This is a genomic window from Arthrobacter sp. S39, from assembly GCF_004320525.1.
In the GTDB taxonomy this organism is placed as follows: Bacteria; Actinomycetota; Actinomycetes; order Actinomycetales; family Micrococcaceae; genus Arthrobacter.
In genome coordinates this window covers 1-20,291 of the sequence record NZ_SIHX01000025.1, presented here as the reverse complement: position 1 = coordinate 20,291, position 20,291 = coordinate 1, and the positions used below count along the sequence as shown (strand labels likewise).

19 protein-coding genes and 1 pseudogene are annotated in these 20,291 nt (G+C 63.1%); 13 read left to right on the top strand and 7 right to left on the bottom strand.

Features of this window, described 5'->3' with window-relative positions; genetic code table 11:
• Positions 1-288 precede the first annotated feature (288 nt).
• From EYS21_RS22910 to EYS21_RS23880, 8 genes are all read left to right on the top strand, one after another.
• Complete coding sequence (locus tag EYS21_RS22910) at positions 289-1,617, top strand: ParB/RepB/Spo0J family partition protein (protein ID WP_131135542.1); 1,329 nt, start codon at positions 289-291, stop codon at positions 1,615-1,617.
• Between the two features lie 586 nt (positions 1,618-2,203).
• The gene (locus tag EYS21_RS22905; RefSeq protein WP_131135538.1) at positions 2,204-2,473 is read left to right on the top strand and encodes a glutaredoxin family protein; all 270 of its coding nucleotides are present in this window, start codon (positions 2,204-2,206) and stop codon (positions 2,471-2,473) included.
• Positions 2,474-2,478: 5 nt separating this feature from the next.
• On the top strand, positions 2,479-2,712 hold the full coding sequence (locus tag EYS21_RS22900) for a hypothetical protein (RefSeq protein ID WP_131135537.1): 234 nt from the start codon (positions 2,479-2,481) through the stop codon (positions 2,710-2,712).
• Positions 2,705-3,142: a hypothetical protein gene (locus tag EYS21_RS22895; RefSeq protein ID WP_131135536.1), complete on the top strand. Its 438-nt coding sequence runs from the start codon at positions 2,705-2,707 to the stop codon at positions 3,140-3,142. The genes EYS21_RS22900 and EYS21_RS22895 overlap by 8 nt, the downstream gene beginning before the upstream one ends.
• Positions 3,115-3,405 (top strand): hypothetical protein, encoded by a 291-nt coding sequence (locus EYS21_RS22890; RefSeq protein ID WP_242633582.1) that lies wholly within the window; start codon positions 3,115-3,117, stop codon positions 3,403-3,405. Before EYS21_RS22895 ends, EYS21_RS22890 begins: the two co-directional genes overlap by 28 nt.
• Complete coding sequence (locus EYS21_RS22885) at positions 3,402-4,022, top strand: thermonuclease family protein (protein ID WP_242633581.1); 621 nt, start codon at positions 3,402-3,404, stop codon at positions 4,020-4,022. Before EYS21_RS22890 ends, EYS21_RS22885 begins: the two co-directional genes overlap by 4 nt.
• Before the next feature lie 9 nt (positions 4,023-4,031).
• Positions 4,032-4,289 carry a chemotaxis protein gene (locus EYS21_RS22880; protein ID WP_131135534.1) on the top strand — a complete coding sequence of 86 codons (258 nt, stop codon included), beginning with the start codon at positions 4,032-4,034 and terminating at the stop codon, positions 4,287-4,289.
• A 298-nt stretch (positions 4,290-4,587) separates the two neighbouring features.
• The gene (locus EYS21_RS23880; protein ID WP_242633580.1) at positions 4,588-4,779 is read left to right on the top strand and encodes a hypothetical protein; all 192 of its coding nucleotides are present in this window, start codon (positions 4,588-4,590) and stop codon (positions 4,777-4,779) included.
• A 73-nt stretch (positions 4,780-4,852) separates the two neighbouring features.
• Here the strand turns inward: EYS21_RS23880 and EYS21_RS22870 are convergent, their stop codons facing one another.
• Positions 4,853-5,254: a hypothetical protein gene (locus EYS21_RS22870; protein WP_131135532.1), complete on the bottom strand. Its 402-nt coding sequence runs from the start codon at positions 5,252-5,254 to the stop codon at positions 4,853-4,855.
• A 478-nt stretch (positions 5,255-5,732) separates the two neighbouring features.
• Between EYS21_RS22870 and mobF the strand changes: the two genes are divergently transcribed.
• Together mobF and EYS21_RS22860 are read left to right on the top strand one after the other, a co-directional pair.
• Positions 5,733-10,355 carry a MobF family relaxase gene (gene mobF / locus EYS21_RS22865; protein WP_131135531.1) on the top strand — a complete coding sequence of 1,541 codons (4,623 nt, stop codon included), beginning with the start codon at positions 5,733-5,735 and terminating at the stop codon, positions 10,353-10,355.
• Between the two features lie 68 nt (positions 10,356-10,423).
• The gene (locus tag EYS21_RS22860) at positions 10,424-10,636 is read left to right on the top strand and encodes a hypothetical protein (RefSeq protein WP_131135530.1); all 213 of its coding nucleotides are present in this window, start codon (positions 10,424-10,426) and stop codon (positions 10,634-10,636) included.
• A 118-nt stretch (positions 10,637-10,754) separates the two neighbouring features.
• Here the strand turns inward: EYS21_RS22860 and EYS21_RS22855 are convergent, their stop codons facing one another.
• Entirely contained in the window at positions 10,755-11,441 is a 687-nt protein-coding gene (locus EYS21_RS22855) for a hypothetical protein (RefSeq protein ID WP_131135529.1), read from the bottom strand.
• Between the two features lie 143 nt (positions 11,442-11,584).
• Between EYS21_RS22855 and EYS21_RS22850 the strand changes: the two genes are divergently transcribed.
• Positions 11,585-11,887: a DUF4193 domain-containing protein gene (locus EYS21_RS22850; RefSeq protein ID WP_131135528.1), complete on the top strand. Its 303-nt coding sequence runs from the start codon at positions 11,585-11,587 to the stop codon at positions 11,885-11,887.
• A gap of 188 nt (positions 11,888-12,075) precedes the next feature.
• Entirely contained in the window at positions 12,076-13,176 is a 1,101-nt protein-coding gene (locus EYS21_RS22845; RefSeq protein ID WP_131135527.1) for an ATP-binding protein, read from the top strand.
• Positions 13,177-14,952: 1,776 nt separating this feature from the next.
• Here the strand turns inward: EYS21_RS22845 and EYS21_RS22835 are convergent.
• Together EYS21_RS22835 and EYS21_RS22830 are read right to left on the bottom strand one after the other, a co-directional pair.
• Positions 14,953-15,822, bottom strand: a complete 870-nt coding sequence (locus tag EYS21_RS22835; RefSeq protein ID WP_131135525.1) for a class III extradiol ring-cleavage dioxygenase — start codon at positions 15,820-15,822, stop codon at positions 14,953-14,955.
• A 51-nt stretch (positions 15,823-15,873) separates the two neighbouring features.
• Entirely contained in the window at positions 15,874-16,248 is a 375-nt protein-coding gene (locus EYS21_RS22830; protein ID WP_131135524.1) for a DoxX family protein, read from the bottom strand.
• On the opposite strand from EYS21_RS22830, the gene EYS21_RS22825 reads away from it, so the two are divergent.
• A complete protein-coding gene (locus tag EYS21_RS22825; RefSeq protein WP_347559601.1) occupies positions 16,241-16,954 on the top strand; it encodes a MarR family transcriptional regulator in 714 nt (237 codons plus the stop codon). The two genes, EYS21_RS22830 and EYS21_RS22825, sit on opposite strands and share 8 nt — an antisense overlap.
• 253 nt (positions 16,955-17,207) lie before the next feature.
• Here EYS21_RS22825 and panD read toward each other — a convergent pair.
• From panD to EYS21_RS22810, 3 genes and pseudogenes are all read right to left on the bottom strand, one after another.
• Positions 17,208-17,619: pseudogene (gene panD / locus EYS21_RS22820) on the bottom strand (aspartate 1-decarboxylase).
• Positions 17,620-17,986: 367 nt separating this feature from the next.
• Positions 17,987-19,465, bottom strand: coding sequence for a Re/Si-specific NAD(P)(+) transhydrogenase subunit beta (pntB, locus tag EYS21_RS22815; RefSeq protein ID WP_207307866.1), 1,479 nt, complete (start codon positions 19,463-19,465; stop codon positions 17,987-17,989).
• Positions 19,462-20,291 (bottom strand): Re/Si-specific NAD(P)(+) transhydrogenase subunit alpha (locus EYS21_RS22810; RefSeq protein ID WP_131135523.1); only part of this gene is annotated, 830 nt, incomplete at its 5' end. The genes pntB and EYS21_RS22810, both read right to left, overlap by 4 nt.

The following is a 20,291-nucleotide window of genomic DNA, read 5'->3' as shown; positions in this document are numbered from 1 at the left end:
CCTTCGGATTCTAGGCGTCCGCTCCACCCCGTCTAGCCCCTCCTTCGTCGGGGCCTGCGGCGCAGGAATTTCCCTCCGGCGCTCCTGCGTCGCTGATTTCCTCCGGGAATTTCGCGCACCTTGCCCTTTGGGTAGACAGGGCTCCGTCGGCCGCCGAGCAAGCGAGCTTGCCAGCAACCAAAAAACAACGGAGGAGAAGGGCAGTAGCTGGCACAGTTCCACAGCCTCCTCACCCCGAGTTGATGAAACAAGGAGAACCACCCCATGACTGCAATCGCAGAAAACCCCATCGCTACAGCCCCGACGCTGGAATGGCTGGACCCGGCCACGCTGACGGTGGACGTGAATGTCCGCAAGGACGCGGCCCTGACGCCTTCGTTCGTGGCCAGCATCAAGGAACATGGCGTGCTGGAACCGGTGATCGCCCACCGTCAGGACGATGGGACCGTGCACGTGCTGATGGGACAGCGCCGCACGTGCGCCGCCGTCGAAGCTGCCCGTCCCCTGATCCCGGTCATGGTCATGGACAGCCCCGAAGAAGCCCAACGGATCGTGACGCAGGTGGTGGAGAACATCCAGCGTGCAGCGCTGACCGAAGCGGATGAGGCCGACGCCTACCACCAGCTGTCCCTGATCGGTGTCTCAGCGGCGCAGATCGCCAAGAAAACCGGGCGGACCAAAACCACTGTTGAGGATGCCCTGAAAGCGAAGTCCACGGACGCGGGGACCGCCGCTCTGGGGAAGGGATGCACGATCGAGGAAGCACTGATACTGGCCGAATTTGAAGGGAACCAGGACGCTACTGAGGAAATCGAATCCGTACTGGCCGACGAGCCGGACCAGTTGCATCACGTGGCTCAGCAGTTGCGGGACCGCAGGGACCGAGCCGCCGCCCTCGCGGCCCTGATTGCCGAACTCGAAGCGGCAGGGAAGACCATTGTGGAGGACGCAGGGCACTACGCAGGGGAGAAAAGCCTGTACGTCTCCGCTGCCCGCCGCTCCGATGGGGAGGACGCAACCGAGGACGACGCTAACGCTTACATCATCACCAGCAACTGGCAGGGAGAACACTCCGCCAAACCGGTCATCACCGGGTGGGAAGCGCTGGGCTTCACACCCAAGCACGAGCGTTACGACGGCGGCAGCTCCGCGCAGAAAGGACCGATGACCGATGAGCAGAAAGCCGAACGAAAGACCCTCATCGAGAACAACAAACTGATGATTTCGGCGACGACCGTACGCCGGGAATGGGTCACCGCGTTGCTGGCAAAGAAGCAGGCTCCCAAGGGCTGGCAGTACCTCACCGTCCACGCCATCACCCACCACTCAGAAGTCGCCAGCGGCTACGACGGCGAAGTGGCCGCGCGCATGGCAGGAGCAAAGATCGAAGGGGAGAAAACGTGGGCGTGGAACCCGCTGAGGGAACACGTGGCCAAGACCACGACCCGACCCGAGTTCGCCTTGATCGCCCTGATCTGCGCCGGGTATGAAAAGACCATCGCCAAAGATTCATGGCGGGCACCGCACCAGTCCCACCGCGACTACCTGAACCAGCTCGTCACATGGGGTTACACCGCCTCGGAGACTGAACAGATCATCATCGACAGCGGCAAGTAACCACCACCGGGCATAGAAAAACCCCGGACCCTAGATGTTCGAAGTATCTAGGTTCCGGGGTTTCTTCTCCCCACAGTCTACCGGCCAAAACGGGAAAAACTTCAAGGCCCGCACGGGCAGGGAAACAGGGCATCGGAACCGTGAGAATCGCGGGCGGTCCGCCTCCCCAGGTGGCAGCACCCAGCGTGGTCACCAGAGACGGACCGCCGTTCCAACGCGGCCACCACCAGCCGTTCCGTGGGGACAGCGCAGCAGTTACCAGGCATGGGTGTCCCCACCCCGCTAGCTACTCAAACCCAAAGATGCCGGGGACGACATAGTGAACGTCCGTGGCCACCAGGTGCCGGCTGTCGCGGACCGTGGAGGGCCGGCTGTTAGGGCGGCTCTATTCCGAGGACCAGGAACGGGGCGGCTACACGCCGGAATCTGACGGCCTCACCACTGCCAGCGCTTACCCAAAAGTGATCAAAAAACCTCTAGATTGCTGACCAAAAGCCTACTTATTCAGTTGAATAATTGGTAGGATGGAGGTAGTAAGTCAAGCAGTCGAACGCAACTAGAACTCATACGAAACCAGGTACTGAAAATGACTTCCTCACCCACCGATTACACGGTCTACACCAAGCCGGAATGCCCCAACTGCGATAAGACGAAGGCGTACTTCGAGTCCAAGGGCATCACTTACACGGCCGTGGATATCACCGAGAACCCCGCCGCCCTCGAATACATCACCGAAGAACTTGGCTACGCCCAGGCCCCTGTGGTGATTAATAACCGCGACGATCAGGATCACTGGTCAGGGTTGCGCCGGGACAAGCTGGTCCAGGCTTCCATGAACCACAGCCAGGCAGCGTGAACACCATGGCTAACGCGCAGCAGGGGGAGCGGTTCCCGCTTAGCCCGCGACGGATCACCGACGCTGACTGGTTCGGCCTCGAAGCCAACCCGTCCGGCACCATTAACGTCCCCATCGAAAACCCGTACCTGGAACCGCCGGCGCAGACTTCGTCCAGGCTCCGCGAGAATGATCGTGAGTGCCAGCAGCACACACGCCGACACCAAAATTCCCGTCCGAAGGAGATCCGACATGACTGAATTCCACGACCAGCTCCGCGCCCGCGTCCGAGGCAGCTACACCCTGGAAGCCGGAACAGAAATGCTGATCCGCGCCTTCGGCGGCCGGTTCGCTGAACCCGGCAACCCGTGGATCGACGAGGACCCCATGAGCGGGAAAACGTGGATCGACTTCGGCGAGATCCCGCCCCATGTCGGCGCGCTCTCCGGTGGGGAACGGCGGTTCCTGATGCTCGCGGCGTCCGTGGCCGCCGACGTTCCGGTGGGTGTTGGCGAAATCCTTGACGGCCTGGACCGTCCCCTAATGGAGATTGCCCTGGCGGCGTTCGCCCACGCCTCCGGAAGTCACGGGCACTCCGGCCTCCAGTTCAGTGACGACGGCTTGTCCTTTGTGAGCGGGGACCGCCCCGGCACCTTGTACCCATGGCCGGAAGAGAAGACCTCAGGCTGACCATGACCAAGCCGACGTCGCACATCACCCCGTACTTCACGCAAGCCCAGGCCGACCAGGTACGCGCAGCCCTCCAAGCCGCCGGCCCCCTGGAAGGGTACGCGTCGCTCTCTGATTTGGTCGTGGCCGCGACGATGCGGGAAGTGAAACGTCTCCAGCGCAAACACAACGGCGGCCGCAAATGGGCCGACGTACCGGCCGGGTCGATGCGCCCGGGCCGGCGCACCCGCGCCGAAACCGCAGCCAGCGAGGACAGGCCGTGAGCCCCCACCGCACACGCCGCCGGAACGTTGGGATCCTTGTGGCCACCGTGGCCGCCGCCGTGTTCCTGACCGGCTGCAATCCATACGACAACAAACCACTCACCCTGGACGCCCGGGAAGTGCCCGAGGCGGTTCGATGCGAACCTACCGGCACAGCGTCCAAGCCTCCGGCTCTTGCCTACGACGTCGGCGGCCCGTACCTGGTGGAGAGCGTGGTGGATGGGGACACGATCCGGATCAGCTGCAACGGGACCTCCACGCGCGTCCGACTGGTGGGTGTGAACACCCCCGAGACCGTGAAAGAGGATTCCCCGGTGGAGTGCGGGGGTCTCGAAGCATCGGACTTCCTGCATTCGCAGCTCGACGGCGGCCAGGTGTTCCTGTCCGCGGATCCGGCCCAGGGGGAGAGAGACAAGTACGACCGCCTGCTGGCCTACGCCTGGACCACTGACGGTGCCCTGGTCAACCAGTCCATCGTGGAACTCGGCCATGGTGAGGCCACCGGTTACGGCAAGGACTACGCCATGAGCCGCACCTTTGAAGCGGCCGCGGAAAAGGCCAGGGCCAAAGCGCTGGGCTTGTGGGCCTGCCCGCCACCACTCGCACACGACCGTTAGGACCGGACGATGTTCATCTTTATCTTCCTCGCAGCTTTCGCGGCTGTGGCCCTGGCGGGCTGGATCATCTACGCACTCACCCACCCGGTCCAGGCCGGCCAAGGCATCCTGATCTTCCTGTGCAAAGCAGCCGGCGTGATCGCCCTGCTGTCCGCGCTTGGTTTCTGGTTCGGCCAGGGCTTCGCCCAGGCTATCCCCGGATTCCTTTTCATGGCCGGTTTCTTTTTTGCAGCCAACAAGCTCGAGCTGCGCTGGCGCAGCTGGTGAGTGCCCGATGAGTCCCGCCCCGGCAGAACGGTTCTGGGCCAAGGTCAGTAAGGGCCCGCGCCCGGGTGATTGCTGGCTCTACACAGCGGCCGTCTCTGATGATGGGTATGGCCGCTTTACCTTGAACGCTGATGGACGCACCCGGGCGGTACGCCCGCATCGCTTCGCGTTCCATCTGGTGCACGGGCTGCCGCTGGATTCCTTCGGGGATCTGATACATTCATGCGATGTGCCGATCTGCGTCCGGGCTACGACCGGCGCGGACACGCATCTGGTTCCCGGAACGAACCGTGAGAATATGGCAGACCGTCTGGCCAAGGGCCGGGACTCCAACGGATCGATGTTCCGCTGGCGCGGGCTCTCCCGCGCTCTCTTCGCTGACCGGTCCCGCCTGCTGCGCGATGAAGTCCGAGCCCACGGCTGGGACCGTGAGGAACGGATCCGGGCCCTGCTCACCGGGGCGGACCCCGACGCCCCCACACTCTTCTAGGACGCGGCACGCCAAGACGCAGATGGTCCCCGGCAGTAGTACTGCCGGGGACCATCGTTGCGTGCGGTGGTGCTTAGGCCGCCTGAGCCGTAGCGTGCGCTTCCTCGCCATGGGCAGCAGCGGGCGTGGCCTCGCTTTGCTCGGCCGCGTCGAGGTCGAGCAGTTTCTTCAGTTCGGCGCCGGAGACACCCAGGCGCGAGGCAACGGCTGACTTCGGTTCGCCGGCGGCGACCATCGCGGCCACCGTGCCGGCGGCGCTGCGCGTGGCCGCTGCGGCATCTTCATCGGCCTTGGCAATGATCGCGTCCGCCTTCGCCTGGGCATCAGCGCGTACCTGGTCGGCCTGTTCCTGCTGCTCGAAGAATTCAGCAGCGAGGTCAATGAGTTTTTCGTGGCGGGCAGTGAGCTCCTGGGCTTTCGCCCGTGCCTTCTCGCGTGCGGCCAACTGCTGTGCGGACTTCCTTGGTGCTGCCATGATCATGGGTCCCTCCCCCTGGGTGTTCCATGGGACAGACCTAACGGCTAGCGCAGTGACTGGCCCATGGCCGGCGTGGCCACCGGACCGGCCCTCGCTCTCGCTCGGGCTGGTCGTCTGCGGTTGATCCACTCGTGAACCAACCTACAGGACCGGACCTCACGATGCTCGGGCTGGTGCGTGGATCGGGGTTGTCCGCACCTGGACGGCTCCGAGAGAAACCAGGTCTCCGACCTGCCCACCTGTGGACAATCCCGATCCGCAGCGGTTCCACACAATCGAACGCGGCGGTGGATAACGAGAAGCGTGTTATCCACCGCCCATTCTCATGTGCAGAACCGCATCAAAGACTTGATGGCCAAAACAGCGAGCGATTGCCTTCTGATTTTCTCCCCTGTCGAAAGGCAAACACTCTCTGAATCTGTCACACCTCATGCATCATCGACGAGTGAGGTCCCTTGGCGGGTAGGGTGGGTTCATGATGACCGTGCACAAGCTCAGTGCCGGCGACGGATACACGTACTACACGCGTGAAGTCGCCAGTGGGGATGAGCTGCGCACGAAGGACCGTTCGCTGGGGGATTACTACACCGTGGACGGCAACCCGCCCGGTCTTTGGGGCGGCGGCGGTGCCGCACTCCTGGGCGTCACCGGCGCGGTCTCAGAGGCGCAGATGTCTGCCCTGTTCGGTGAAGGGCTGCACCCTGACGCCGCCGCGAAACTGGCAGCTGACCCGTCCGCGAAGGTCGCCCTGGGCCAGCGATACCGCAAGCCCACGCAGAAAGACAACGAGCTCCAGGCACGGATCAACACCGCCACCGGCGACTTCCAGCGCATGAATCACCGCGAGCCTGACGCGGATGCGAGGCGCCTGATCCGGACCAAGGAAGGCGCACAATACTTCCGCGAACTCAACGGCCGCAACCCTGGGGACAAGGAGGAACTGGGCAGGTTCATCACCGCCCAGACCAAACCCGGCTCACAGACCGTCGCCGGCTATGACCTGGTGTTCGCGCCGGCGAAGTCCGTGTCCCTGTTGTGGGCTGTCGGCGGCGAGGACGCACGCGTCCAGATCGAAGCCGCCCACCACGAAGCCATCGAAGAGACCATGGCATTCCTCGAAAAGGAAGCGACGTTCACCCGCCGCGGCCGCAACGGCGTCCGCCAGGAAGACGTCGAAGGCGGACTCGTCTACACCACCTTCCGGCACTACGACTCCCGCAGCGGGGACCCGCAACTGCACGATCACGTTGTGGTGTCGAACAAGGTCATGGGCGCTGACGGGAAGTGGTCAAGCCTCGACGGACGGCTGCTGTACCAGTTCAACGTCGCCGCGTCCGAGCATTACAACCGGACCGTCATGGAGAAGGTCTGCACCCGCCTGGGCATCGGAGTGACGACACGCAAAGTCTCCGGGGACCGGCCCGTGATTGAGATCGCCGGGGTGAACCTCGCCGCCATTGACGCGGGTTCCTCCCGCTCGGGGGATATCAAACCGGTGCTGGATCAGATGGTGCAGAAGTTCACCGAGGACCACGGCTACGCCCCCGACACCAAGGCGATGATCGCCCTTGCGCAGCGTGCGACCCTCGACACGAGGCCGGAGAAGAAGGCCGCACGCAGGCTCTCTGACCTGGTGACGGAGTGGACCGAAGAATTCTCGCAGGTCCCCGGCATGGCCGTGGGACCTGCCGCGGTGGAGAAGGCCCGGGCGCACCGGCACGACGCGCGCGATGCCGCCGAGCGCGAGGGCAAACCGTTGGTGACGCACGCTGACGAGGTGGACCCGGCCATCGAAGCCGCCGGTGTCATCCGTACCCTGGAGCGTAGCCGCGGCGTGTGGGGAGAACACCACATCGACGCCGAAACGCGCCGGCGGCTGGGGTCCAAGTTCGGTGAACTGCCCATCCCCAAGGACCTCATTGAACAGGTCAAGGCCCGCGCCATTGACCAGTTCTCACTCCGTATTACTGCGACCAACCCGGCCTCCGAGATTGAGGCTCTGCGGTTGCGGAACGGTGCCAGCCGGTACGGCAAAGTCCACTCCACCCTCTACACCTCCTCCGGTGTCCTGCACAGTGAAGACCGATTGCTGACAGCAGCCCAGCGCACCGTTATCCCCGCCGCAACACGGGACGCGTTTGAGCTTGCGCTGGCAACTCAGGACAAAGAATTTGATGCCGGGCAGCTGCGCATGGCCGGGGAGTTCGCGTGCAGTGACAAGCTCCTGGTGGTCGGTGTCGGCCCCGCGGGTGCCGGTAAGACTACGGCCTTGAAGCTCGCTGCCGACACGGTGAGGGAGGCCGGCGGCAAGGTGATCGGTCTTGCCCCTACTGCCGCCGCGGCAGCAGTCATGGGCAAGGAACTCGGAGCCAACGCCACCACCATTGACTCCTTTGTCCTAGGCCACAAGACGCAGAACCCCAACAGAGTGGCCCTGGCACCGGGGGATGTGATCTTCCTCGACGAGGCCGGCATGGTCGGCACGGAGTTGTTCGCCGCCGTCGTTACCGTCGCGGAACAGCACGGCGCTGTTGTCCGCGCTCTGGGGGATGACAATCAGCTCTCCGCCGTTGGTTCCGGCGGCGCACTGCGGTACTTGAAGAACACCGTGGGTGCGGTGCACCTGGAGGACCTGCACCGTTTCAGGAACGCTGACGGCACCCCCAACAACGCCGAGGCCGCCGCCACGTTGGCGCTGCGCGAACCGCCGGCTGTTGGTGAAGATGACCCGTGGGCCTTCTACCGCCAGAACCGCCGCGTGGTCGGCGGAGACATCGAAACGATGACCTCCCACGTCTACACGGCATGGGAGAAGGACACCGCCGCCGGTAAGCATTCGGTGATGATGGCGTTCGATAACGCCACAGTCACCGAACTGAACGCACGCGCCCAGGCCTACCGGCTCGGCACCGGCGCCCTGGCCGACGGCCCGGCCGCGGCACTGCGGGCCGGGCTCGCCGCCAGGGCCGGAGACGTCATCGTCACCCGGCAGAACAACCGCCGGCTGTCCCTTAACCGGGGCAAAGACTTCGTGAAGAACAACGACGTCTGGACCGTTGCAGAGGTCCACGGCGACGGATCCTTGACCGCCAAGCACCAGGGCCACGCCGGGACGATCACCCTGCCCGCACGGTACGTGCGGGAGAACACGATGCTCGGCTACGCCGCCACCATCCACCGCACCCAGGGCCTGACGTGCGACACCACCCACGCCCTGATCGGCTCCGGCCTTTCCCGCTCCCTGGCCTATGTCGCCGCGTCCCGTGGACGGGAATCGAACAACCTCTACGGGGTCGTCCAGGACGGCGAAACCCTGGCCGACGTGCTCCGGTCCGGGGCGGGAAACCACGACGGGAACCTCACCGCCCACGAACAGATCGACGCCGCCAGCGCAGCCGCCCGGGCACTACCGGACATGGTCAACGTCTACAAAGACATTGACGACCAGGCCAACGAGCTCCGGATGGCCAACACCGCCCGCAGCATCCTGGGTGAAGGTGCTGCGGAGCCTTTCATCGACTCGGACGCGTGGGGAGCGATCGCCACCCACCTGCGCAAGGCAGAGAACGAAGGCTTCAACCTCGCCCACCTCCTCACCGACGCCGCCCGGGATCCGTTCGAGGAATCCCAGGACGCCGGGGCCGTCCTGGCCTGGCGCGTGGAGGACAAACTGGACTACTGGCGCACCCGCGCCGAAGCACCCGTGCGCCGGCCCCTGGAAGCCGTCAGCGACGAAGCACTGACACGTCTCCAGCGCCGCGCAGCCGGTGAGCTGATCCGCGCCCAGGCCAACGCCGGCCAGTCCCAGACAGGCCCCGTAGCTGACCGCCGGGATCTGGCCCGGAACTGGCTGGCCGAGACCAAGGAAACCCCGTGGCAGTCCCGGCTTCACGGCCACGTCAGCGACGATGACCTTGACGCCCGGATTGCCCGCGCCAAGGAACAGCTCCGCACCGACGACACGATCAACGATTCCCCCGCGGCTGCGAAGGCCCGCTGGCTTGCCGGATCCCTGCAGAAGGAGAAGGCCTTGCGTGAGCTGATGCCGGAGCAGGTCCGCGCGGATGAAGCCTACGAACGCGGCGCGGTCACCAACTACACCCGGGACGAAAACGCCCCCCGGGTCCGTGCTGCTGACCAGATTCTCCGCCGGATCGAGGCAGAGCAGATGCTGCGCCGCCGCTTGCCCGAGCCCGTCGCCGCGGCCACGGCCCCGGCCCCGGATGGTCTGCCGGCATGGATGGCTCCGGCCGACGTCATCACCCATAAGGACACGCCGGTCCTGTGGCGCAAGGAGCTCGAAGGACGGCGGGAGGTCATGGGCCAGGAAGTCAACCGACTCGGATCCCAGCTGGCCGCAGAACCGCCGGCCTGGGCCGAAGCCCTCGGACCGGTCCCCTCAGACACGCAAAAGCAGCAGCAATGGCGGGACCTCGCCGTGGAGGTCAAGACCTTCCGTGACACCTACCGGATCCCGGAGACGGAAACGAAGGTCCTTCCCGAGGAGTACACCGAAAAGGGAACCGGTGCACAGCTGGCCGCCCGCGTCACCGCCATGCACAAATACTCTGCCCAGACTGCGAAGGAACCCCTGTCCGCCGATGACGCGAAGCTGATGGCCGAGGCCGCAGAGGTCCAGGCCACGGTAGCCACCGAACCGACACCGGCAGAGCGCGTCGTGGACGTGCTGCGTGCGGAACGCTCACAGGACGTCACCCTGACCCCCGAGCAGGAACGCGCCGAACACGTTGCTGGTACGGCCCGCAAGGTCCGTGAAAACCTGGACGCCCGCCCGGGTGCACCGGCACCTGAGCAGGCCCCGGAAGCCGTCAACGAGGCGTTGAAAGACATTGCCTCACGCCGCGAGGAAAACCGCTCCGCTGGAGAGACTGCTGGCGGGGATGCCAAGAAGTCATGGCAGGAACGGTTAGCCGCAGCACAGGTGAAGCAGCCTGCGGCCAGCAATGACTTTGCCGAGAAGCTGGCCCAGATCCGCAAGGCCCAGGAAGACCAGGCCGCGGAGGAAGCACAGCGTAAGGCTGCACGCCGCGGACCCGCCGCCGGCCCGGACCAGGGACGCCGCGGCCCCACCCTGTAGGGCGCAGACCCGTTCGACGGCACCGGCCCGCGGTCGGCCCGGAATAACTGACCCCGAGGGAGGATGACATGACGCGAGGGCACGAAGAGGCAGATCGTCAGCAGGACGCAGACCGGGGGAGCGATCAGGACGTCATAGCAGAGGCCCTGCGGCTGCTGGCCGAACTGGACAACACGCCCCTGACCCACATGACCCCATTGTTCTACCAACACGGATTCGAAGAGTTACGGATGATCACCGGCGACCTGCTCCGGGTCCTCGGACACGACCCGGGCGAGTAGCCAGCCCTGATTCGTGGAGCCCAGGCTGTAATAGTCCAAAGTACTCTGGACCATTACAGACCTGACGGGTCAGCACGTACGTTGCGACGAAGTGGCGTAGTAATTGTCCCCGAGTCCACTACCTTCCGATGAGGGCGCTGTCGGCCGGCGGGCGGACGGCCTGCGGGTCTGCATCGATGCTGTAGATCGTTTCGAAGCGGTCGGTCAGCCTGGTGATGTCTTCAAGGGTGATGTTGATGAACGCTGACCGTTTCTTCAGGTGCAGGACGAGTTCAGTCTGCGGCCACAGCAGCTGGTCAACGTACGTGTTGAACGATCGTCCGCTGGCTCTGGTGTAGTCCGCCAGGGCCTTCTGGTCTGTGATCCTTCGACCGTAGGTGAGCTCGATGTCGACGTCCCCCAGGGGGTCAATCTCTGGGCTGAGATAGCTCCCGAAGACCCTGAGCGTATTGATAAACGTCGGATTTCCCGGGTCCGCGTTGTAGTCCCGCGCGCGTTCCAGCAACCCGGTCACGAGCCGGTCTGCGGTCTTTCTGCTGATCGGCTTTCCGAAACTTGCCATCGCCAAGGCATTGCCCTGGATGGTCGTGTCCCACCAGACGTCCCCATCGTTATCGACCCGGATCTTCTCCAGATACCCGGCAGCTTCCAAACCCGCAACGACTGCCTCAAGTTCAAATTCCGTGCCGTCGAGCAGGTCTGCGACAACATCAGCGACCCCTTCCCGGCCCCTGAACTTGCGGGCAATGGCCCGGGCCAACTCGGCCGGCAGCCCAGCGATGGAATCCGTTTTTGAAACCCTCATGACCAAAGTTTAGGCATTCCCAGGGCCACCCGGTGACGAGGTTCTCCAGTCCCATTGACATGGGAACAACGGTGCATTGGTGTACGTTGCAGTCTCGTCAGAAAGAACATCGTAGAAAACGTCAGAAATGAGAATCACCTAAAGTGGCAACCGATTACGACGAAGTCCGTTCCGACGTCAAAGAAACCCAGGACCGTTCCCTGGAGGCATTGCAGTCCGAGAATGCCCCGGATGCCCGCAGCGTCGTCAACGAACTGGACCAGGCCGACGCACTCGATGAAGGCCTCACCCCCGGGGGAGAGATCATCGCCGAGGAACTCATCGTCCAGGTCATTCCCCAGGCCGCGGACGAGTTCACCTGCTACTCCTGTTTCCTCGTCCGGCACCGGTCCCAACTCGCACGGGAAGCTAAGGGCCATTCGTACTGCCTCGAGTGCGAGGGTTAACGGCTCCATAAAGCTCTGCACTGTCCAGGCAGTGTCTGGGCAATTGGGTACAGTCGCTGCCCGCCCAGAGGCGCAGCGGGAGTGGGGGAGCCCGGGCGGACCGGACGCACCTCCTGGGCGCAGCAACCAACCTGATATCGTGAGATTCACAAGGTTCACAGGATTCATAGACATTCACAGGAGCGCTCATGGAAAACCCGTTTCGCCCGACAGCAGGGGCGACGCCGCCCGATCTGGTCGGCCGCGGGGGAGTGCTGGACGAGTTCGCATACGGCCTACGTCTCGGTTCGGGCGCCCCGGGTCTCTTGACCATCTTCACGGGAGCCCGGGGTATCGGCAAGACCGTCATGCTGGGCGCCGCCGAAGATCTCGCCATAGCAAGTGGCTGGGCGGTAGTTTCCGAGACAGCTACCGGAGGATTCCTGGGCCGCATTGGTGAAGCGATGCGACGGCTGACCAATGAACTGGGCGACGGACCCACCGGCCGGCGGGTCACCGCGCTGTCAGTTGCCGGCTTCGCCGTCACGACCCAGCTCGCTCCTGAAGAACAGGTTGACTGGCGTGTCCGTGGTGCGCAGCTTCTCCGTCTGTTGGCACAGCGCGGCACCGGCCTGGTCATCACCGTAGACGAGATCCATGCCGCTGATCGGCGGGAACTGTCCCAACTCGCGGCCGACGTGCAGCACTTCATCCGAGATGGGCTGCCCATCGGACTCATCTTTGCCGGATTGCCGGCCGCAGTCTCCGATTTGCTGAATGAAGGGGTCGCCACGTTTTTGCGTAGAGCGGACCGGATCGACCTCCACGCAGCTTCGATCGCTGAAGTCGAACGCTCCTTCACCGAAACATTTGAAGGGGCAGGTAAGACTCTCAGCCCCGAACTGGCCAGGAGCGCTGCCGAAGGCACCGGCGGCTACCCTTTCCTGATCCAACTGGTCGGCTACTACCTCTGGCAGGAAGCGGAGAGCGGCCTTGGAATCCTGGATGCCGCAGCAGTGGACCGGGCAGTCGCGGCCGCCCGCCGCCGAAACGAACGCGTGGTCATCGAAGCTGCACTCTCAACAACATCCGGGAGAGATCGAGACTTCCTCCAGGCCATGGCCGAAGACTCGGCTCCTTCGTCCACCACAGACATCGGCAAAAGGACCGGAATGCGGCCCAACGCTGTGGGAAACTACCGAACCCGACTGCTGGACGCCGGGCTCATAGAACCTGCAGGCCACGGACTTGTGGACTTCGCAATCCCAGGACTACGCGAATATCTGACATCGCGCCCTGCACAGCAGTAGAAGCCCCGCTTGTCCGGCCCCTAGTGGCCGGGGTGCTTCATGACAAATCGTTCCAAGAGGCCGCCGGCATGGTCGACACGAGCCACGCACCCACCATTTACAGGGAACTCCAAGGGAACTCCAAGGTTCACGTACGCATAATGTACCGAAGCTCCGGTCAACCGCTATTTGACTGGAGCTTCGCCAATGTGAGAGTTTCCCGGTCGCACCGGGCTCCTTTACTGCGGCCATCGATGGCCGGCCGCATAGGCAGGCGCCCAAAGCTTAGGGATACGGTCCTCGTTGCTGGCGGCCCAAGTCTTCTGTCAGATCTGAGTCTGAGACTGTCTACTCAGGGAATGCAGGAACCGTCGTAGGACCATATTCTGAGGATGTTTGACCCGGCTGCCTGACGTCCAGTTGGGGTGTAGTTGAATCTGACCGGAGCCCGAAGGGACAGTCCTCGGCAAGGCCTGCTGCCGGGATCTGTAAAACTCGCATAGCTGTGCGTGGAGGTCGAACTAGGGACGGGTGGGATTCTGCATGCACCTATGAGTCAGCCGACATGGGCTCCTGAAAAGGCCCCTGCCAGGTGTGGCGAGGGACGTCAGGGCGAAACCTTCACGAGATTAAGATGCGCAAGAAATTGCCATCTCGCCCTGACTCTAGCCACCGACGAATCAAGCTACACGACCGGCACTTATCACCTGATCGGCAGTGGGCTATTAAGCTCCTCGCAGAACCAGCGGTACTTGGACCAGGGTACTTCCACGGCCCCGGCAGCGGGAATGTCCCTAACGCACTGGAGGCGCCGCCATGACACCGAAGGTCGGGCAGCCCAGTGGCTAGTCAGTTTCGATGACCCGGCGCTGGCCATCGGCCAGAACACTTGCGGAGAGGACGCGGTAACCGGGGAGGTTGAAAGATGCTTGTGGCAGCGTCAAGCGCCACCCCAGTAGGCTCATTCAAGGCTCGTGGTCCTGTCCCTGATTGAATGCTAGATACACTCATCCCACCAGGAGTCACCCTAGTGGGCAGGCTCGTGACTTTCTCGGGAGCGGGTTCCACCTTCTGCACAGACCTATGAGAATCATTCGTGGTTCATGGACTGCTACAGCCTCATTGTCCACTCTGATTCTGGAAGCCAAATTAGGAATTGTTCAACACGTCGCAGCTTACCGACGCTCCCTTGGCGCGATCTGCTTTTGCCCGTGCTCGGGGACGGAAGGCGAGCTGCGCGTGCCAGCTATCGTCTGCAGCGGCGTTGTCCTCCTGGGCCCTAGCGCTGATGTAGGCAGCAATCATTCCTGACAAGCCGCTTCCAAACATCATGCCGCTTGGCTGGGACCTGGCGCTTGAATCGTCCGTTGACATGTTCGGCTCTTTCTGCCAAATAGCTTACCGAAGCGCCAGCAAGAGGTGCCACTGTGCGCCTCCTTCAGCCTATCTAACTAATGGCCGTTAGGTAAGAGGTGGTGCTGATTTGTCCCGTTGTGGGACGTCCATAGAGGAGCAAATCGGCCGCCATGCTTTCTATCGGCGAATGGACTACTTCCGCAGCGGAGCACACGAACCCCGGCAGCAGATTCTTCCGAGGCTTGGTTTGGGCCTCCATATCGAAATGAAGGGGTGCTGCAAAATCAGCCCGTGAAGGTCCGGGTGTTCGGAAATCGCCTTGCCTGGTTTCCGTTCCTAACGTGCGATTTCGCCTGTCACGACTCTTCTCGGGCGGTCGTCTTGGTTCTCGGTTGTCCTTCGGGGGGCCTTAGATTCTGCCGTTGTTCCCGGAGGCCCCTGTCAGGCGACCTGTATGGAGCGGATGGAGTTTCCAAAACGCACGCGGTCGATGGTAGTCGTGGCCGTAGAGGGGTCGGTGGCTGCCCCGAAGGTAAGGAGTAGTGGTACGAAGTGATCGGCGGTGGGGTGGGCTATTCGGGCGCCGGGTCCTTTGGCGGCGTAATCGGTGAGTGCGTCGATGTCTCCGTGGATGATGGCGTTGTTGGCCCACTCATCGAAGGCTCGGGTGTATCCGATAAGTCCCGGATTGCGCATCACCGCAAAGCTGTGAGTCATGAATCCGGAGCCGATGATCAGCACGCCTTCTTCGCGGAGCTGCTTCAGGCGCTGACCGAGTCTCAGTAATGTTTCGGGGTCCAGGCTTGGCATGCTGAGTTGCACAACGGGGACGTCGGCGGCCGGGTACATCGCCATCAGGGGGATGAAGGCGCCGTGGTCCAGTCCCCGATTGGCGTGGTGGTGGATAGCGGTGGTGTCCGCCAGGGTCCCGGCGATGCGCCTGGCCAGCGTGGTGGCATCGGGGGTGGGGTACTTCACGGTGTAGTAGCGGGGGTGGAACCCTCCAAAGTCGTAGTAGAGGGGCGTCCCGGTATGGATGCCGGTGATCGCAAGTGGTGCGTTTTCCCAGTGGGCTGAGACGATCACGATCGCACGGGGTTTGGGCATGGACTGGGACCAGGTGAACAGGTCATTCAGCCATTCCGGGTCATCGAGCGTGGGCGGGGCGCCGTGGCTGACGAACAGTGACGGCAGCGGACCGTCTTCAGGCTGCCACGGTTTCTGCGCCTTTGCTCGGGGCAGGACGCGGGTGAGTAGGTCATCGTAAGCGCCGGCGGGCCTTGCCGGGTTGAAGGGATCGGTGGTGGCCATGAAGATGACTCCTTCGGGAATCTGCTGCTGGTACTACTGCTCGTGGGTGCGTTAGAAGGCCCAGGCGCCGTAGCGCGCGGCGGCGACGATGAGGACCAAGGCGCCGAGGATAATGTTGATGACTGCCATCTGCTTCTCGCCGCGCTTGAGGTGGGTGATGATCGCGCCGATCATCACGACAGCCAAACCGGTGGCGGCCACGGGGACAAGGAAGGTGGCAATGCCGGTCACGGCGGGAAGGATCAGGCCGAACGCGCCGAGGACTTCTGCAAGACCGATGGCCTTGATGGCGCCGGAGCTGAAGTCTTCGGTCCAGCCCAGGCCGGAGGCTGCGAGCTTTTCCTGCGGCTGGGCGATCTTCATGGCGCCGGCGGCAAGGAATGCAAGGGCGAGGGCGGAAGCGATGATCCAGAGGGTGATGTTCAAGACGGGTTCCTTCGGTGCGTTGGATAAGGGTTTGTCAAAGCGCCCCGAATTTCAGGTTCACTTCAATCTTGAACTAAACAATAGGTTCAGTCAGTTCAATATGCAAGTAAAATCCAATAAACTTAACTTCAAGATTGAACTTGACACTGGGTATGCTCGTGTTATGGAAAAAATAGTCGGCAGTGAATTATCAGTCCCCGGCACCAGGGAGGCGCCGCAGGCCGCGACCCGGTGGCTCGATGAGGAAGAGCGGGCCACATGGGTTGCTTTCGCCAGTGTTCTACTTCGGCTTCCCGGAGCCTTGGATACTCAGTTGCAGCGGGACGCGGGCATTAGCCATTTCGAATACATTGTCATGTCATCCCTATCCGAAGCGCTCAATCGGACGCTCCGTATGAGCAATCTGGCCGTCATGGCCGAATCCGCACTGCCCCGTCTCTCCCAAGTCGTAGGCCGTCTCGAAAAGCGTGGCTGGGTTAGCCGGACCTCGGACCCCACCGACGGACGCTCTACCCTGGCAACGCTCACCGAACAAGGGTGGAACAAGGTCGTGAAAACAGCACCAGGGCATGTCGAAGAGGTCCGCAGACTCACGTTCGACCCACTCACCAAGGACCACCTGAAGCACCTCAACGAGATCAGCCGCCGCATCATGGCTACGATCGACCCGGAAGACCGCTGCCTCCGGTTACCCTTCGTTGAATAGACATCTACCAACTGACAATTTCTGACAGACACTCCGAAATAGCTCGTCGCTTCTCGACAAAAAAGGACCCGACTGCTAGCGAATCGCCGGAACTGTTACGCGAGCAGCCTTGGCTCCCAGCAGTTCAACGAGATTACGGAGGGCTCCGCACCCGGTGGGCTACTAGAGCCCTGAGGTGTGCGCCGCCGGCTCGTGTTACTGGGGACCTGGATACGCGCCGCTCCCGGTCTATCGTTTTAAGGCCCCGCGTTACTCAGGGAAACGGCGGACGAAGCAAGCCTGACGTCAAGCCTTCCGCGGGATCGTTTCCCAGCTGAATGATGCGGTTGTTCTGGTCCACGTGTACCACGCTCGGCTCGTGTGTCTTGGCTGCCTCAGCGGTCATCGCCGCATTAGTAAGGAGAATGACAATGTCGTTCGTTCTCCTGGACCAGGTGGGCCGCCGGTCCGTTGATGCCGAACACTCCTGAGCCGCGTTCGCCGGCAATGGTGTAGGTCTCCAGGCGGGAGCCGTTGGTCACGTCCACTATCGATACCAGTTCGCCGGGAAGGATGTCTACAGCATCAAGCAGATCCAGATCAACGGTGACCGAACCTACGTAGTGCAGGTCAGCATGCGTGATTGTGGCCCGGTGAATCTTGGACTTAAACATTGTTCGATTCATACGAAGCTCCAGTAGTGAAACAAATATCAGGGTGAGCTATACCGCTTCGGCACGAGCCGAGTTGCAGGATCCGATGAGTATGATCTAAGCCGCTGGTGGGGGACGAGTATCCCCTGGCCAACCATTTTCGCGGAGCATCAGTACTGGAGATGTAGTACCAACAGCTCGTGCCTGTAGTGGAGCAAGAACTCGTGGCGGTAATGAAGACCAACCCAAGGGGATGAGGAAATGGCGTCGATGTTGATGGCTTCTCGGGGTGCCGGGGTTTTCTCTGCATAGGGAGCCTGATCCGCCACTCTCGAGCGCGATGGGTTCTGCACAGTGCCGTTGGGCAAAATTTGACGTCGGGGCATGGTCTTTTCTCTCATTAGAAGGCGCGGAGGATGTCTTCGACGCGGGTTTTGGCGTCGCCGAAGAGCATTTGGGAGTTGTCGCGGTAGAAGAGGGGGTTTTGGACGCCGGCGTAGCCGGCGGCCATGGAGCGTTTGAACACGATGACGTTCTCTGCTTCCCAGACCCGGAGGACGGGCATCCCGGCGATCGGGCTTCCCGGGTCTTCGGCAGCTGACGGGTTCACGGTGTCGTTCGCGCCGATCACGAGGACCACGGAGGTGTCGCCGAGGTCGTCGTTGATTTCGTCCATTTCCAGGACGATGTCGTAGGGGACCTTGGCTTCGGCGAGGAGCACGTTCATGTGTCCGGGCAGACGCCCTGCGACCGGGTGGATGCCGAACCTGACGTTCACGCCGCGTTCGCGGAGCTGGTGTGCGAGTTCCGCGACAGGGTATTGGGCCTGGGCCACGGCCATGCCGTAGCCGGGGGTGATAACCACGGACGAGGCGTTGGTCAGCATCTCCGCGGTGGCCTGGGCGGTGATTTCGCGGTGCTCGCCGTGGTCCGTGTCCCCCTTGCTGGCGGGGGCGGCGATCCCGAACCCGCCGGCAATCACGGAGATAAAGGACCGGTTCATGGCCTTGCACATGATGTAGGACAGGTAAGCACCCGAGGACCCGACGAGGGCGCCGGTGATGATGAGCAGGTCATTGTTGAGCAGGAAGCCCGCGGCCGCGGCGGCCCAGCCGGAGTAGCTGTTAAGCATGGACACGACGACGGGCATGTCCCCGCCGCCGATGGACGCCACCAGGTGCCAACCCAGCCCCAAAGCCAGGATGGTGACAACAATGAGGAGCCAGAGCTGGGGGTCGTTGACGTACCAGACGGTCAGGGCGACGAACGCGGCCAGCGCCCCGAGGTTGATGACGTTTTTGCCCGGCAGCATCAGGGGCGTGGATTTCATCCTCGCGGAGAGTTTCAGGAACGCCACGATCGAGCCGGTGAACGTCACCGCGCCGATGAACACACCAATGAAGACTTCGGCATGGTGGATCGCTGTCAGATCCGGAGACAGGGCCGGGGCTTCAAGGTGCCCGTTCCAGCCCACCAGGACCGCGGCGAAACCCACGAAGCTATGCAGCAGCGCGCTTAGTTCGGGCATCCCGGTCATTTCCACGACGCGGGCGCGCCAGAGCCCGATCGCCCCGCCCACCAGCACCGCGGCCACCAGCAGCACCAGGCCGGTCAGTCCATGGCGGGTGCCCCAGTCACCCTGCACGGTCAACCAAACGGTGGCGGCGAGGGCGATGACCATCCCGCTGATGCCGTAGATGACCCCGGCCCGGGCCTTTTCGTGTTTGCTGAGCCCGGCGAGGGACAGGATGAACAGCAGGCCCGCGACGATGTAGGCCGCTCCCGCGATGGAGTCGGCGGTCACCGGACAGGAGACGGTGTCAGACACAGTAAAGCTCCTCGTAAGTGTTGCGGCTGCTGCTTCGGTGATCGCGTTCATGAACGTGCCTTCCCGGCCGAGAACATCGCGAGCATCCGGCGGGTGACGGCGAAGCCGCCGAAGATATTAATGCTGGCCAGCAGCACCGCGACCGCGGCAAGGACCTGCATCACGGCGTTCTCGGAGGTGACCTGCAGCAGCGCCCCGACCACGATGATCCCGGAGATCGCGTTCGTGACAGACATCAGCGGGGTATGCAGCGCGTGGTGGACTTTCCCGATGACGTAGAAGCCGACCACGATCGAAAGCATCAGCACCGTGAAGTGCTGCGGCAGCGGCGCCGGAGCGACCGCGTTGATCCCGAACAGCACCGCGATGCCCGCGGCAAACAGCCCGGCCTTACCGGCAGGGCTGAGCCCGGCCTTCTTCTTCGGCGCAGTGCTTTCCACTGCCGGGGTCGTGGTCTTGGCCGCGGGTGCGGCGGAGACCTGGACCGGGGGCGGCGGCCACGTCTTCTCACCATCCCGCACCACCGTCACCGAACGCTGCACCACGTCGTCGAAATCGATCCGCAACACCCCGTCCTTCTCCGGGGTGAGGAGCTTGAGCAGGTTCAGCAGGTTCGTCCCGTACAACTGGGACGCCTGGGCCGGCAACCTCGCCGGAAGATCCGTGTACCCCAGGATCACCACACCATTATCAGTGACCACGCGTTCGCCGGCGACGGAGCCTTCCACGTTCCCGCCCTGCCCGGCAGCCATGTCCACGATCACACTGCCGGACTTCATACCGGCAACGTCCTCGGCGGTGAGCAGCTTCGGTGCCGGACGCCCCGGGATCAGGGCCGTGGTGATGATGATGTCCACATCAGCGGCCTGCTCCGTGT